Annotated in this window: 14 protein-coding genes; 9 read left to right on the top strand and 5 right to left on the bottom strand. The window is 62.9% G+C overall.

Translation table 11 applies throughout. The features are described from left to right. Nucleotides 1-2 precede the first annotated feature (2 nt). The 3 genes from OJ996_RS14065 to OJ996_RS14075 all read right to left on the bottom strand — a co-directional run bounded on the left by OJ996_RS14065 (nt 3) and on the right by OJ996_RS14075 (nt 2,676). Nucleotides 3-464 (bottom strand): VOC family protein, encoded by a 462-nt coding sequence (locus OJ996_RS14065; protein ID WP_264514246.1) that lies wholly within the window; start codon nt 462-464, stop codon nt 3-5. Between the two features lie 63 nt (nt 465-527). Next, nucleotides 528-2,114, bottom strand: a complete 1,587-nt coding sequence (locus tag OJ996_RS14070; RefSeq protein WP_264514247.1) for a LamG-like jellyroll fold domain-containing protein — start codon at nt 2,112-2,114, stop codon at nt 528-530. Between the two features lie 13 nt (nt 2,115-2,127). After that, nucleotides 2,128-2,676 (bottom strand): sigma-70 family RNA polymerase sigma factor, encoded by a 549-nt coding sequence (locus OJ996_RS14075; protein WP_264514248.1) that lies wholly within the window; start codon nt 2,674-2,676, stop codon nt 2,128-2,130. Nucleotides 2,677-2,831: 155 nt separating this feature from the next. Here OJ996_RS14075 and OJ996_RS14080 point away from each other — a divergent pair, with 155 nt between their 5' ends. The 5 genes from OJ996_RS14080 to OJ996_RS14100 are packed head-to-tail and all read left to right on the top strand — an operon-like array spanning nt 2,832 to nt 8,851. Next, complete coding sequence (locus OJ996_RS14080) at nt 2,832-3,323, top strand: hypothetical protein (protein WP_264514249.1); 492 nt, start codon at nt 2,832-2,834, stop codon at nt 3,321-3,323. 16 nt (nt 3,324-3,339) lie between these two features. Next, the gene (locus OJ996_RS14085) at nt 3,340-3,699 is read left to right on the top strand and encodes a hypothetical protein (protein ID WP_264514250.1); all 360 of its coding nucleotides are present in this window, start codon (nt 3,340-3,342) and stop codon (nt 3,697-3,699) included. Nucleotides 3,700-3,751: 52 nt separating this feature from the next. Further along, the gene (locus OJ996_RS14090) at nt 3,752-4,798 is read left to right on the top strand and encodes a hypothetical protein (RefSeq protein WP_264514251.1); all 1,047 of its coding nucleotides are present in this window, start codon (nt 3,752-3,754) and stop codon (nt 4,796-4,798) included. A gap of 4 nt (nt 4,799-4,802) precedes the next feature. Continuing rightward, nucleotides 4,803-5,846, top strand: a complete 1,044-nt coding sequence (locus tag OJ996_RS14095; RefSeq protein ID WP_264514252.1) for a thrombospondin type 3 repeat-containing protein — start codon at nt 4,803-4,805, stop codon at nt 5,844-5,846. Beyond that, nucleotides 5,843-8,851 carry an FAD-dependent oxidoreductase gene (locus OJ996_RS14100; RefSeq protein ID WP_264514253.1) on the top strand — a complete coding sequence of 1,003 codons (3,009 nt, stop codon included), beginning with the start codon at nt 5,843-5,845 and terminating at the stop codon, nt 8,849-8,851. Before OJ996_RS14095 ends, OJ996_RS14100 begins: the two co-directional genes overlap by 4 nt. 3 nt (nt 8,852-8,854) lie before the next feature. Here the strand turns inward: OJ996_RS14100 and dinB are convergent, their stop codons facing one another. Together dinB and OJ996_RS14110 are read right to left on the bottom strand one after the other, a co-directional pair. Continuing rightward, complete coding sequence (gene dinB / locus OJ996_RS14105) at nt 8,855-9,889, bottom strand: DNA polymerase IV (protein WP_264514254.1); 1,035 nt, start codon at nt 9,887-9,889, stop codon at nt 8,855-8,857. Between the two features lie 77 nt (nt 9,890-9,966). Further along, nucleotides 9,967-10,968 (bottom strand): metallophosphoesterase, encoded by a 1,002-nt coding sequence (locus OJ996_RS14110; protein ID WP_264514255.1) that lies wholly within the window; start codon nt 10,966-10,968, stop codon nt 9,967-9,969. 105 nt (nt 10,969-11,073) lie between these two features. Between OJ996_RS14110 and OJ996_RS14115 the strand changes: the two genes are divergently transcribed. From OJ996_RS14115 to OJ996_RS14130, 4 genes are all read left to right on the top strand, one after another. Continuing rightward, the gene (locus tag OJ996_RS14115) at nt 11,074-11,529 is read left to right on the top strand and encodes a bifunctional nuclease family protein (RefSeq protein WP_264514256.1); all 456 of its coding nucleotides are present in this window, start codon (nt 11,074-11,076) and stop codon (nt 11,527-11,529) included. A 69-nt stretch (nt 11,530-11,598) separates the two neighbouring features. Then, a complete protein-coding gene (locus OJ996_RS14120; RefSeq protein WP_264514257.1) occupies nt 11,599-12,798 on the top strand; it encodes a M29 family metallopeptidase in 1,200 nt (399 codons plus the stop codon). A gap of 7 nt (nt 12,799-12,805) precedes the next feature. Beyond that, nucleotides 12,806-13,183: a cupin domain-containing protein gene (locus tag OJ996_RS14125; protein WP_264514258.1), complete on the top strand. Its 378-nt coding sequence runs from the start codon at nt 12,806-12,808 to the stop codon at nt 13,181-13,183. Further along, nucleotides 13,180-13,908, top strand: coding sequence for a methyltransferase domain-containing protein (locus tag OJ996_RS14130; RefSeq protein WP_264514259.1), 729 nt, complete (start codon nt 13,180-13,182; stop codon nt 13,906-13,908). Before OJ996_RS14125 ends, OJ996_RS14130 begins: the two co-directional genes overlap by 4 nt. The last annotated feature ends 1 nt before the right edge of the window (nt 13,909 follow it).

Raw genomic sequence — 13,909 nt, forward strand, 5'->3', positions numbered from 1 at the left:
CGTCAGGCGTTCCCTTCTCCCCACTCTTTCATCGCTGCTTCCATCTCTTCTTGGGAAACATCCTTCACATGGGACGCCAGAGTCCAGCGGTATCCTACCGGATCGTTGATCCGACCCGCGCGGTCGCCCCAGAACATATCCGTCGGCTCCTGCACCGCCGCCGCTCCAGCCCCCACCGCTTGGGCGAAGGCGGCGTCCACGTCCTCGACGTAGAGCATGAAGGTCCCGCCCTTGCCGATCTCGGGCGCCATCGATCCGTAATCCGGATACTCGTCGGAGATCATGATCCGCGAGTTGCCGATCTGGAGCTCCGCGTGGGCGATCTTGCCCTCGGGGCCGTCCAGCTTGAACAGGAGCTCCGCACCGAACGCACGGATGTAGAAGTCGATCGCGGCCTTGGCATCGCGAGCGGTAAGGGACGGGGTGATGGAATGGTAGCCTTGGGGAATGTTGGAATTGCTCATGGCATCCCCTCTGTGGCACGGGCCGCAGTCCTTCGCCAGCCCGGATGGGCGGCAGAGATGTCATCACTTCAGATCCGCGATCTCCGACGGGCTCAAGGCACGGGCGAAGAGCGCGAACTCGTCGATCCGGCCGTTGAAACTCCGGGCTCCGCCTGCATCCTGCCGCTCCGGCACGACCGCATCGAGATTTCCAAGATTCGCCATTCCCCACTGCAAGGCAGTCCGGCGCTTCAAGGGTCCGCTCGCGACCTCTTCACCGTCCACGTAGTGCTTGATCAGTCCCTTCTCGCCATCGATTACCGAGGCGAGGAAGACCCAGCGGCCGAAGTCCTGTTCGGTCACGATCTGCGGGCTCTCCAGCCGCTCCCAAGCATCGTAGCTCAGCTTCGCCTCCGCCCGGATGCCGAGCACCAGCCGGCCGCTCCGGTCGATCTTCCAGTGTACCTCGCCCTGCTTCTCTGGCGACATGGAGAACAGGTGATTGTGGCTCTGCGGCAGGCTATCCACCCGCACCCACGCCGCCAGGGTCATGGATGGTGTCGTTCCGGTCGCACGGAAACGCACCCGATCGCTCGTCTTCGCGAACCCGAGCGCCCCTTTCCTACCCCAGCGCCCTGGCAGAGGATCGCAACCGATCACCGTGCCATCCGACCCATGGTCGGCGGCACCCGCCAGATTCCGCAAGATCGGATCGCCCGCTTCCAAGTCCTCGAAATCGAAGTAAATCTTCAGGTCGGAGGAGTCGCGCAGGGCTCGGGAGGATGCACTCCATGCCTTCCAGCGGTTCTCCGTTTCCCTGGCGGCGGCCGACATCACCGTGGCGGTATCCATGAAGGAGGAACGGTCGGCAGGGAAGGCGCTCCACTGTCCGCTACGGATCGCGATCGCCTTACCTTCTTGCAGCGACTTCTCCGCGGTGGCTGGAAGGTCGCCCTGCAGTTCCACTTCCCCGTCGAAGACATGCACCTCGCAGGCCTCCGCGCCACTCACGTTCATGCCGAACTCCGTGCCGCGGTCCACGACCTTCAGCGTCGAACTCAGTACCGTGAAGCCTTCGGCCGGAGGGGGAACCCGTGCGGTCAACCTGCCGGTCTCCAGCCGCGCCAGATCGGGCGAAAGCAACTCGATCGCAGCGGGGCCTTCGAGAATCACCCGCGCGCCGCTGTAGAAATCGAGCCGCAGCGTGCCGCTGGAAATCTTCAGCCAGCCCCGCGGCAGTGCGGCGCCCACGCCGAAGCTCCCGCTGCCCGTCTCCCACTTCACGTCGATCGCCTGCGCCAGCATCGCGACCTGATCCGGATTACTGGATACCTTCTTGCCCGCTATCTTGGACGGCTCTTCCGGGCTGCGCGGGAAGACCCACCAGCCAAGCGCAATACAAGCGGCCAGCGCCCCTACCTCCCACGCCTTCTTGCGGAAGGGGGTGACTTTTTTGGTGATCGCACCCGCCGGGTCCTCGGAGAGCAAAGAGATCTGGCCTTGCAGTGCTTGCTCCCGCAAAAGCCCGTGCCAGTCCGAGCGATCCAGGAAAATCTCCCGTGCTCGCGAGGAGGCCAGCAGCATCTCCTCCAGCTCGCGCTTCTCCTCCGCCGTCAATTTTTGGTCGAAATAGGCGGCGATCAAGCGCTCCAGTCTGGCTTCGTCGAACATGGCTGGGAAGGACTCAGATCTTGCTCGCATCCATCTTGCGCAGCACGCACTCGCGAAGGAAAGCGCGTGCTCGTGAAAGCGTCACATTCACCGATTGCACCGTGCAGCCCATCAGCTCGGCGATCTGCGGCGGCTGATGGTCTTGCTTGTAGCGAAAGTCGATCGAGCGCCGGGCCTGTGGAGCCAGTTCGTCCATGCAGGAAGCGAGCAGGTGCAGGCGCTCGTCCCCGCCGCTACGGAACTCCGTCCGCTCCGCGTCCAGCGCCTGCAGCACTTCCTCGGAGAGCGTCTCGCATTTGCTTCGCCCGGCCCGCATCGCCTCCATCACCTTGAAGCGCGCGATCGTCTTGACCCAAGCCGGAAAGCTCGTGCCGATCTCGAAGCTCGCGGCCTTCCGCGTTACCACCAGGAAGATCTCCTGCATCACATCGTCGGCCAAGGAGAAGTCCGGCAGCATCGAGATCACATAGCCGCGCACCGCGGGCTGGAATTGCAGGAAGAGGCCCTGCACCGCCGCGGTGTGGGCTTCCTCCTGGTTCATTCCTTTCAGCTCCTCGGACATCGGTTCCCGTCCCCTTAGTATGCAGCGGGCGACCCGGAACTTAGCATCCGGGCCCGAAATAATCACGCCCTGTGCGCGACCCGGGCTGATGCGGACTTTTTTCCCGTTTCGCATGCTAAGTTCCCCATTCCGCCCGCCATTCAAGCAGGAAACCCATGAAAACCCTCCTGCTTGCCAGCGGCATGATCTTTGCCGCATCGGTCACCCCCGTGTCGGCCGTAAACCTTTTGCTCGACTTCGGAAATCCGGCGTCGAACTCCGTCGTTGCTGCCCCGTACTTGGCCCTTAGTCCCGGTCACGTGGCGGGTGGTATCCCCGGTGGCCAGACCTCCTGGAACACCGTCACCACTTCCGCCAACCGCAACGACCTCGTCTATGGCGACGGCAGTGCCGCCAGCGGAGTCACGATGGATCTCGGCCAGGAAAGCACCGGCGGCAACGGCACCATCGATTTCGGGACCAATATCACCAACCTCGCGCTCGCAGGCAGCGGTGGAGCGGTCCCGGGCCAGCAGAGCCTGCTCGGCACCGGATCGATCTACGGTGATAATAGTAGCGGCGGGCCGGGACGGATTCTTCGGCGGCGGGGCGGCCACCACTACCGGCGCTGCCATCGGCCTGCGGCTGGATGGCCTCGCGGCGGGTGACTATGTCGCCTACGTGATGGCCCGAAACACCAATTCGAATGCCACCGGGTATTCGATGAACATGTACTCGAGCGTCGGCGCGAGTTCTTCCTCATTCAGTTTCGCCTCGCTGGTGGCCGAAACACAGACGAATGCCAGCTACGCTGCGGCCGGCTACTCGGGGCAGTATAACTCCTTTGTCGAGGGGGAGAATTACCAGGCCATCTCCTTCACCATTCTGGAGGGTCAATCCTTCTTCCTCGCGATCGATGGAGGCAATGACGCCGTCGACCGCCGCGGTTTCCTGAACTCGTTGCAGATCGTCTCCGTGCCGGAGCCCTCCGTCGCTTTGTTGGGCTCGCTCGGTCTGTTCCTCCTTTTCCGCCGCCGGGCCTGAGACGCGCTGGTTCCCAAGACCCCCGGCCCTCTGCCGGCCAATTCACAAGCCGATGAAAAACCCCATCTTCACTTTCGTCCCCCTTGCACTCCTCACGCTCTCCCATGCTTGGGCGGCTGAACTCGTTTACGAACCCTTCAACTACACCGCCGCGACCGGAGTGACCTCGCTCGCGGGTGGCAGCGGTTGGAATGCCGCATGGACCCAAGACGGTTCCTCCGGCGTGATTTCCTCCGCCGGCATGAGCTACACGGATTCCTTGGGCAATGTGCTCACGGTCTCAGGCCTAGGCATGGAAACCACCGGTTCCGCCACCACCCGGAACTTCCGCACGGTCTCGGGTGGCCCGCTTACGGATGTCTGGATCTCCTTCCTCTACCGCCTCCCGGCCAGCAATTCCCTTTTCGAGGGGGTCAGCTTCTATCGCGGCTCCACCGCGCTCTTCTCTATCAGCAATACGAGTGTGGACACGTCATCCTCGATCACGCTAGGGAACTCGGTGACCCCTGCCAACGTGAATACCCTGAAGGGGGTGTTCGGCACCACTCACCTGGTCGTGCTCCATCTCACCGAGGGCGGGACCTCTCCGGACAAGGTGGAAGCCTTCATCGATCCTCCTTTCGCCGCGATTCCTTCGCAGCCGGATGGGACCATCCAAGCCGCGAACTTCAACTTCGATACGGTCCGCATCGCCGGGCAGAACGGAGCCACGCTTTTCGTCGATGAGTTCCGCGTGGGGTCGACCTTCGCCGATGTCACGCCACACACACCCGGGGGCGACCCCGACACGGATGGAGATGGCCTGACCGACGGACAAGAGACGGTGCTCGGGCTCGATCCCTTCGTGTCGAATGCCGGCCTCGTCGCAGCGATCAAGGCGAATCCCGACTACTTCGGGCTGTATGATTCCGCGGGCATGCTCCAGCTGACCAATGGCGGGGTAGTGCTGCCGCAGACCGGGAACGATCCGGTCGGCTTCACATTCGAGGTGCAGCACAGCACCCACCTCAGCACATGGCCACCGCTTGAGACCTTCACCCGCAGCGTCGTTCTCCCGGGCGGGAAGAACTTCCTCCGTGTCACGCTCGATAACCCCTGAAGCCATGACGACGAAACTCACCACGCTGGTCTTTGCATTCATCGGGTCGGGCGCGGGCCTTCTCCACGCGGATCTCCTGATCCACGATAACTTCTCCTACCCGGACGGTGATCTCGCCGGGTCCGGCGGGAGCGGTTGGACCACCGCCTGGCAAGGGACCAATCCGGTCATTGTCACCTCGCCGGGACTTAGCTTTTCCGACTCCATCGGGAATACCCTCGTGACCTCGGGATCCGCGCTCGATACGGCGGACGGCGGTGCGGCCACCACCATCAGCTCGCGCGAAGTCGGTGACCACAATGGCGAAGCATGGATCTCCATGCTCATCCAGCCGCAAGGGAACTTTACCGACTTCATCGGCGTGTCCTTCTATGACAACGGCCTCGCCAATGCGGATGCGCGCTTCGCCATCGAACACGCCGGCGGCAAGAATCTCCGTCTGGCTCGTCGTGCCGGAGGCCTCGTGAATTCCGCGGCCTACACCACCACCATCGGAGCGCCGGTGCTCGCCGTGATCCACCTCGTTCCGGATGGCGGCGGCGGAGATCCCGCGCTCGATCGGCTGGATGTCTATTTCAACCCTGCCCTCGATTTCGAACCCGGCGCGCCCCATGGTTCGCTGAGCATCGATGGCCTGCAGTTCGACCGCATCCGTGTGGCCGCGCAGAACGGACGCTCCACGCTGGTGGATGAGATCCGTATCGGCCAAACCTTCGCGGATGTGACGCCATACGTTCCCGCCACCGATCCGGACACCGATGGCGATGGCCTCACCGATTCGCAGGAAGAAACCTTGGGCCTCGATCCTTTCTTTCCCGACACCCAGTTCATCGCCGCCGTGCGGGCGAACCCGGGACTCTTCGGCATCCACTCCGCCAACGAGATCTTCGATGCCCGCCTGCGCCGTCCCTCGATCTCTCTCTCTGGGACCCCGAGCTACTCGGTCGATCTCGTGAAACCGGATGGTGCCGTGATCGATACAATCACTGAGCCGATTCCTGCTCCACCCGCCCGCCTTTTCCTTCGCACTCACCTCGCCACGCCTTGAACCGCTTCCTCATTCTCGCTGCCGCCTCGATCGCCACCGCTTCCGCCGTCCCGGTTCAAAAGGATGTTGTCGTTTACGGCGGTACTTCCGGCGGGGTCATCGCTGCGGTCCAGTCCGCCCGCTCCGGCAAGAGCGTGGTGCTGGTCTCGCCCACCGCGCATCTCGGCGGCTTGACCACCAGCGGCCTCGGCTGGACCGACCTCGGCAAGTCCTCGATCCTCGGCGGCCTCAGTCGTGAATTCTACCACCGGCTCTACCTGCACTATCAGCAGGGCTCGGCATGGAATTGGCAGACGCGTGAAAGCTATGGCAATGCCGGGCAAGGCGGGCCCGCTTTCAATGCCACTCTGGAGATCGCTTCGGTCTTTGAACCCAAGGTTGCCGAAGCGGTTTTTAACCAGCTCCTCACGGAACAAAGCGTCACCGTCGTGACCGGGCGTCTCGACCTCGACGAGGGCGTGGTCATGAACTCCGGCAAGATCGCGCACATCCGTTTGGAAGACGGCAGCGAGTACGCCGGGAAGATGTTCATCGATGCCAGCTATGAAGGCGACCTGCTTCCCGGAGCGGGCGTGAGCTTCACCGTCGGCCGTGAAGCGAATGCCACTCATGGCGAAACCGTGAACGGCATCCAAGCCGCCGGGGCGACCAAGAACCAGCTCCGTGACAACATCGATCCTTACCTCACGCCCGGCAATGCCGCCAGCGGCCTGCTACCCGGCGTGAATTCCGGACCGGGGGGTACGGATGGCAGTGCCGATCATCGCTTGCAGGCCTACTGCTTCCGCATGGTCCTTACGGACACCGTCGCGAACCGGGTGATGATCGCCCAACCACCGGGCTACAACGAGGCTGACTACGAACTCCTCTTCCGCTCGATCGAGGCCGGCCAAACCTCGGGCTTCTTTAAGTTCGACCTGATGCCGAATCGCAAGACCGACTCGAACAACACCGGAGGCATCTCCACCGACTTCATCGGCAAGAACTACGGCCCCGGCTGGGACTGGACCACCCTCGATCACGACGCCCGACTCGCCCTCGCCAAGCAGCACGAGAACTGGCAGCGCGGCCTCGTCTGGACGCTTCAAAATCACCCGCGCGTCCCGGAGTCCATCCGCAACAATTACGCGAAGTGGGGACTGCCTGCCGACGAGTTCACCGACAACGGCAACTGGCCCTATCAGCTCTACGTTCGCGAGGCGCGCCGCATGGTTTCCGACTTCGTGATGAACCAGCACCACTGCACCGGTGCCCTCGTGGCGCCGGATTCCGTGGGACTGGCCGCCTACGCCATGGATTCGCACAACGTGCAACGCCATGTGAAGAATGGCATGGTGAAGAACGAGGGCGACATTCAGCTTTCGCTCGCGAATCCTTATCCGATTTCCTATCGCTCCATCGTCCCGAAGATCGGGCAGTGCCCGAATCTCTTCGTGCCTTGGAGCCTCTCTGCCTCGCACATGGCCTTCGGCTCCATCCGCATGGAGCCGGTTTTCATGGCACTCTCGCAGTCCGCCGCCATCGCCGCATCCTACGCCATCGATCAGGACATCGCGGTGCAGAGCGTGCCCTACGCCCAACTCCGTCCGCTTCTGCTCTCCGCCGGTCAGGCCCTGGGCGATACCTCGATCGGCCTGCCCACCTCGATCGTGGACAATACCGATACGGCCCTCGTCACCGTCACCGGCGATTGGCTTTCCGGCACCTCTGCTACCGGCTTTGTTGGCAGCGACTACCTTCACGACAACAACGCCGGCCAAGGCACCAAGCAAGTCCGCTTCGCCCTGCCCGCGGGCACCACCGGATTCCAGCGTGTCTTCCTCCGCTGGACCGCCCATACCAATCGCGCATCGAATGCTGCCGTCGAGATCCATCACGCCGGAGGCACCTCGCTTCAAGCCGTCGATCAGCGCGCCAATGGCGGCAAGTGGAACCTCGTCGGATTCTATCAATTCACCGGTGCACCGGGTGAAGGCATCACCGTAAAGAACACGGCAGCCAATGGCTACGTCATCGCCGATGCGGTGGGATTCTTCCCCGTCGACCCTTATGAGGATACCGACAATGACGGCATGACCGATGCGCAGGAAATCACCCTCGGTCTGGACCCCTATGTTTCCGATGAACCCTTCATCAATGCGGTGAAGGGTCACCCCTCCTTCTTCGGTCTCTTCACGGAGGAGAACATCTTCGATCTCCGCATTACCCGGCCCGGACTTTCGCCCTCCGGCCCCGCAAACTTCCAGCTCGCCTTCTCCCTCTGGCCAACCGGATCTCCGACTTCTTTCGCGGATTACACATTGCCGATCCAGAAGAGCCGCCCGCGTGACTTCTTCCGTGTCGCCCTCGATACCGCACCATCCTCCCTCGTTTCGGCGCTCGCTGCAGGGCAGCCGCGCAAGGTTGTCGTCTACGGCACCAGCCTCACCGCGGGCGGAGCATGGGTCGGAGGCATGAACTCATGGCTCTCCGCCGAATATCCCGGCCTCCTCACTGTCGTGAACAGCGGCCTCAGCGGGAAGAACTCAGCGGAAGGTCTCGCCCAGCTCAACACGAAGGTCCTCGCCCACAATCCCGACACCGTCTTCATCGAGTTCGCGATGAACGATGCCTTCCTCTACAGCGATGGCACCCCGCAGCTCTCGGTTGCGCAGGCACGCTCGAACCTCATCACCATGATCGATGCGATCAAAGGGCAGAACCCCGCCGCGGAGATCATCCTCCAGACCATGAATACCGTCTGGGATTCCCCCGCCGGCAGCAATGCCTCCGCCACCCTGCGGCCGAATCTCCCTTCCTACTATCAAATGTATCGGGAAGTCGCCGCCGAACGCGGCCTGCTTCTCATCGACCATCACCCGAACTGGGCGGCCCTTCAGCAGGGTGACCTTGCCACCTTCCAGGGTTTCGTACCGGATGGGGTTCATCCGGTATCGCAAGGTATCGGCAAGGTCACCCTGCCTCTCCTCAAGTGGAAGCTCTCCGGCGGCAAGCCGCTGCCCTGATCCTCACAGCAGGTCCAGCTGATACTTTTGCTCGGGATCCTTGAAACGGACGCCGACGCCGAGGAGGCGGACTCCTTTGCCCTCTCCCCGCTGCCAAGCTTCGGCCAGCAGTTCCTCAAAGATGTCGCGCTCCACGAAAGAATGCGCGCGCTCGGCGGTGGTGCGGGTGAAGTCGGCAAACTTCATCTTGAGGACGAGGGAACGGATCACGCGGTCCTCGTAGCGGACAAGATCGGCGGAGAGTTCCTCGATCATCGAGTGCATGCGCGGACGGAGATCTTCCACGGAGTTCAGGTTCTCGCGGAAGGTGCTCTCCGTACTCATCGACTTGCGGATGCGCTTGGTCTGCACCTCCCGGTTGTCGATTCCGCGGCAGAGTTCCCAGAGTTCGAGGCCCCAACGACCGAAGCGACGGGCCATCTCCAGCTTGTCGAAGCGCTGGAGATCGCCGCAGGTGCGGATGTTCACGCTTTCGAGTTTGGCGGCCATCTTGCCACCGACCCCCCAGATGCGGCGGACGGAAAGGGCGGCCATGAAACTCTCCACATTCTCCGGCGTGACCTCGTGTTGCCCGTTCGGCTTGTTCCAATCGCTGGCGATCTTCGCGATAAGCTTGTTCGGCCCGATGCCGGCTGAAGCGGTGAGACCGGTTTCCTCCCGGATCTGGGTGCGGATCTCGCGGGCGACGACGGCGGCAGGCGAATTCAGATGCGATACATCCAAGTAGGCTTCATCCAGCGAGAGCGGCTCGATGCTATCCGTGAAGCGGCCGAAGATGGCCCGGATTTGGGCGCTGACGGAGCGGTAGAGTTCAAAGCGGGTCGGCACCATGATCAGCTGCGGGCAAAGCTGCAGCGCCTTGAAGACAGGCATGGCCGAACGGCAGCCGAACTTGCGGGCCTCGTAATTCGCGGTGGTGAGCACGCCGCGATGCGAGCTGCCACCCACCCCCACAGGCTTCCCGACGAGAGCGGGATTCTCCCGTTCCTCGATTGCGGCGTAAAAGCAATCCATGTCGATGTGGACGATCTTTCGCATGGAAGACGCGGGAGTGTCCGCGCAGGAGCCACCGGGGGCAAGGGCGGGAGATGCCTGCCGGATAAATGCCGTGAGCCTCAGGCGAGGATCTTCCACTTGTGATCGACCGCCTTGGTAAAGGCGTGGACGACCTTCCCGTTCGGATCGACGTGGCGGACGGTCATGAGCTTGTCCGCGATCGAGAGGTGGGTGAAACCGTGGACATCGAGAACCGTCGAGCCCTTCCGGGTCTCGCCGGTCTTGTAGAGGCGGGCGCCGCCGCCGCCGGAGAGGACGAAGGAGGTGCGGTGCTTCTCGAACTCCAGGTGCTGGAGGTCATGATCGTGTCCACAGAGGTAGAGGTGCGCGCCGTGCTTTTCGAGGAGGGGGGCGAGGTCATCCACCAGCTCCTTGGTATCGCCATGGGAGGCATCCGAGTAGACGGGGTGATGGCCGGCAACGATGGTGAATGGAGCGCGCTTCGAGTCGAGTTGTTCGCCGAGCCATTTCATCTGGGCTTCGAGTTCCTCCGCCTTCATCCAGCAAGGCCGCTTGTCGCCGTGGACGGCACGGTTGATCGACTCCCAGTTGGTATCGATCATAAGCAGGGTGACCTGCGGGTTGATGGCGGGGAGATCGACGCGGTAGTACTTGGCCGGACAGGTCCAACGGGTCTTGCGTTTGAGCGAGCCCGCGTAGTTGAGCTGGGCCTGCTCGTTGCCGGGAGTGTCGTGGTAGTCGTGATTGCCGAAGATGGCCCAGCAGGGACCGGGGAAATCCTTGCCCGGATACATATCCGAGAAGCCGCTCCGCCAGCGCGGGGACTTCACGCCGCCGGGCATGGCGCCGTAGAAGTTATCGCCGAGGAGAAGGAGTCCATCCGGCTTCTTGCCGAGACTGGCGGCATAGCGGGCCATGCCACGGGCAACGGCCTTCTGCCGCTCGTCGCCGGTGCCGAAATCCCCGAGGGCGAGGAGATCAAGGGAGCCCACGGCCCGCGCTGTCTGGGCGGGCACGTGGCTGGCAAGATTCTGCTGCATGAGGACGCTGGAGCAGAAGAGGGTCTTGAGCGCGCGGCGGCGGTTGATGGAATAGGCCATGGCGGAGGAGGGCTTGGATTCGGACGCATATACGGTCCGCGCTCCACGGAGGTTTAGACGTGATTTCACCTTGGAAAGATCACGAAGCGGGACGACAAGTGCAGCGTGCCTGAACTGGTCCGCGTCGAACCCATCGCCCTCCTCCCCACCCCTGCCGGTTGCGCCGTTTTCCTCGGCGACGGGCAGAAATCGATCGTGTTCTACATCGACCTGGCGATCGGTGCCTCGATCAACGCGGCGCTGGCCGGGGAGACGCCGCCGCGACCGCTGACGCACGATCTCTACCTCTTCACGCTGGAAGCCTTCGGGGCCAAGGTAAGCCGGGCGGTGATCGTGGCGCTGGAGAAGGAGATCTACTATGCGCGCCTGATCCTGGAGGCGGAGAACGAGATCATGGAACGCAAGATCGTGGAGCTGGATGCCCGGCCGAGCGACTGCATCGCCATCGCCGTCCGATCCGGGTCGCCTATCTTCGTGGTCAAGGACTTGTGGGAATCCCTCGACGACATGACGGCGGTGCTGCAGGAGATGAAGGACAAGGGGATGGACCTCGGCGGGTGACGGGATTTTTGCAACCTTTGCATGAAACTCCCCTTGCGCAGGTAGGGTTCACTCCTAGCTTGGGTGGCCATGCCGACCGCCAGCCTCCCTCACTACCTTTCCGAGGAAATCCTGCTCCACCCCGAAAACCGGCAATTCCCGCCCTTCGACCTCGTCCGCCTGCTGGGGACGGTGTTCAAGCCGACGCAGGGATGCCGGGTCTGTATCCTGACCGACTTCGAAGAGCCCGCCGGGCTGATCAAGGATTTGGCCTTCTTGAAGGCAGAGGGTTTTCCGGTGCAGAAGAAAGCCCACGAAGCCTTCTACCTGGGTCTGAAGGACGGGGCGATGAAGGAGCTGGGCATGAGCGGCGGCGACATGTTCGCCTACAAGACTACCCATGGCTCGAACCTCGATCTGGAAGACGAGGTCTGGGACACGACCGGCACGAAACTCTCGCTGGACCGGGATATCTACCCGAATTTCGACCTGATCCTCTGCATCTCCACCTTCTCCGCGACGGCACCGCTGACGGCGAAGGCGAAGGAATTCGGCTTCCGCGGCGCGACGTTGCACGGGCTGAACGACATCATCCTGAGCTCCGGGCTGGCAGTGGATTACGAGGAGGTCTCCGTCGATGCGGAGAAGCTCCGATTGGCGCTGACCAAGGCGGATGAGATCGAGATCGATTTCGAGCTGGAAGATGGCCGGATCCTCACGGCCTGGCTGGGCCTGAATGGCCAGGAGGCGCAGAAGTCCCACGGTCTCTGCCAAGGCACGAAGCCGGACATCGCGAACCTGCCGGCGGGTGAAGTTTACTTCGTGCCACAGGATGCGCGCGGGCACTTCCCGATGAAGTATGAGGATGGAACGCTGGGCCTGCTGACGGTGGAAAACCGCTGCATCCTGCGCTCCGACCTGATCGCCGGGAACCAGGCAACGATCGACCGCCACAACGAGCGGCTTCAGGATGACCCCATGACCGGGACGCTCGGCGAGCTGGGCTTCGGCACGCAGGTGCTGCCGGTTTCCTACGCGGACATCCAGGACGAGAAGGTCTTGGGCACCTGCCACCTTGCTACGGGCCGCGACGACCATCTCGGCGGGGACATCGTGCCGGAAATGTTCAAGAAGCACGAGAACTCGACCCACGACGACATTCTCTTCGCGCCGCACAAGACGCCGAACTTCAACATCAAGCAGGTGCGGATGAAGCGCGGGACGCAGCATGAGGTGCTGATCGAAAACTTCCGTCCGGCGCGCTACCTGATGGATGCGCTCGCAGGCTGAGACAGCCATGAAGCGCTATCATCAGGTCGAGTTCAGCGAGCTGCCGCCGATCGAGTGCTGCTGCGGAACGACGCGGCGTGCCTTCGTGGACCAGCCGGACGCTCCCGCATCCGCCCACTATCTGGAGGTGAAGGAAGAGCCCACCAGCCACTATCATCTCAAGACGACGGAGATCTACGTGGTGCTGGAGGGCGAAGGCTTCTTGGAGCTGGATGGCGAGCTGGTGCCGGTGAAGCCGCTGAGCACGGTGATGATCCGGCCGGGCTGCCGCCATCGGGCGATCGGGAAGCTCAAAATCCTGAACATCCCCGTGCCGAAGCATGACGACGCCGACTTCTACTACGATGAGTCGGCCGTGAAACCCGGAGAGGTCCCGGTCCATTGAGCGCGAATCCCTACGAAAGCGAGCGGCTGCTCGCGGAATACCTGCTCTTCCACTACGGGAAGGCGGACGAGATCCTGCCGGCGGAGGCCCCTCCGGGAATGAAGGAGGCGCTCGATTTCGCGGTACGGACCACCCGACATTTCTCCCCGGGCCAAGTGGCCCGGACCCTTGATCTGGGCTGCGCGGTGGGTCGTTCAACCTACGAGCTCTCCCGCGATAGTTCGGAAGTGCTGGGGATCGATTACTCTCACAGCTTCATTCAGGCAGCCGCGGCGCTCGCAGGCGGCCCCCTCAACTACCAGCGCCACGACGAAGCGAACCTGCGGACGGTGCTGGAGGCACGGGTGCCACAGGACCTGCCGATCGGGGCGGTGAGCTTCGAGACGGGAGACGCGACTTCGCTGCGCGCGGATCTGGGCGATTTCCACCGGGTGCATGCGGCAAATCTGCTGTGCCGCCTGTTCAACCCCGCGGTGCTGCTGAAGCGGCTGCCCTCGCTGCTCAGGCCCGGGGGCGAACTGGTGCTGGCGACCCCCTGCACCTGGCTGGGCGAATTCACCCCGCCGGAGAACTGGCCGGTCGGCAGCACCTTGGATTGGCTGCAGGACGAACTGGCCCACGATTTCGAGCTGCTCAAGGTGACCGACGAGCCCTTCCTGATCCGGGAAACGGCGCGGAAGTTCCAGTGGACCAGCTCGATGGTGACGCTGTGGCGACGGAAATAGC

Source organism: Luteolibacter rhizosphaerae (assembly GCF_025950095.1).
Taxonomy (GTDB): Bacteria; Verrucomicrobiota; Verrucomicrobiia; order Verrucomicrobiales; family Akkermansiaceae; genus Haloferula; species Haloferula rhizosphaerae.

Bases quoted from the DNA above. Each gene is read 5' to 3' on its own strand.
- OJ996_RS14125 (WP_264514258.1), top strand. From the start codon at position 12,806: ATGAAGCGCTATCATCAGGTCGAGTTCAGCGAGCTGCCGCCGATCGAG.
- OJ996_RS14075 (WP_264514248.1), bottom strand. From the start codon at position 2,676: ATGTCCGAGGAGCTGAAAGGAATGAACCAGGAGGAAGCCCACACCGCG.
- OJ996_RS14095 (WP_264514252.1), top strand. From the start codon at position 4,803: ATGACGACGAAACTCACCACGCTGGTCTTTGCATTCATCGGGTCGGGC.
- OJ996_RS14065 (WP_264514246.1), bottom strand. From the start codon at position 464: ATGAGCAATTCCAACATTCCCCAAGGCTACCATTCCATCACCCCGTCC.
- OJ996_RS14110 (WP_264514255.1), bottom strand. From the start codon at position 10,968: ATGGCCTATTCCATCAACCGCCGCCGCGCGCTCAAGACCCTCTTCTGC.
- OJ996_RS14090 (WP_264514251.1), top strand. From the start codon at position 3,752: ATGAAAAACCCCATCTTCACTTTCGTCCCCCTTGCACTCCTCACGCTC.
- OJ996_RS14070 (WP_264514247.1), bottom strand. From the start codon at position 2,114: ATGTTCGACGAAGCCAGACTGGAGCGCTTGATCGCCGCCTATTTCGAC.
- OJ996_RS14120 (WP_264514257.1), top strand. From the start codon at position 11,599: ATGCCGACCGCCAGCCTCCCTCACTACCTTTCCGAGGAAATCCTGCTC.
- OJ996_RS14080 (WP_264514249.1), top strand. From the start codon at position 2,832: ATGAAAACCCTCCTGCTTGCCAGCGGCATGATCTTTGCCGCATCGGTC.
- OJ996_RS14085 (WP_264514250.1), top strand. From the start codon at position 3,340: ATGGCCCGAAACACCAATTCGAATGCCACCGGGTATTCGATGAACATG.
- dinB (WP_264514254.1), bottom strand. From the start codon at position 9,889: ATGCGAAAGATCGTCCACATCGACATGGATTGCTTTTACGCCGCAATC.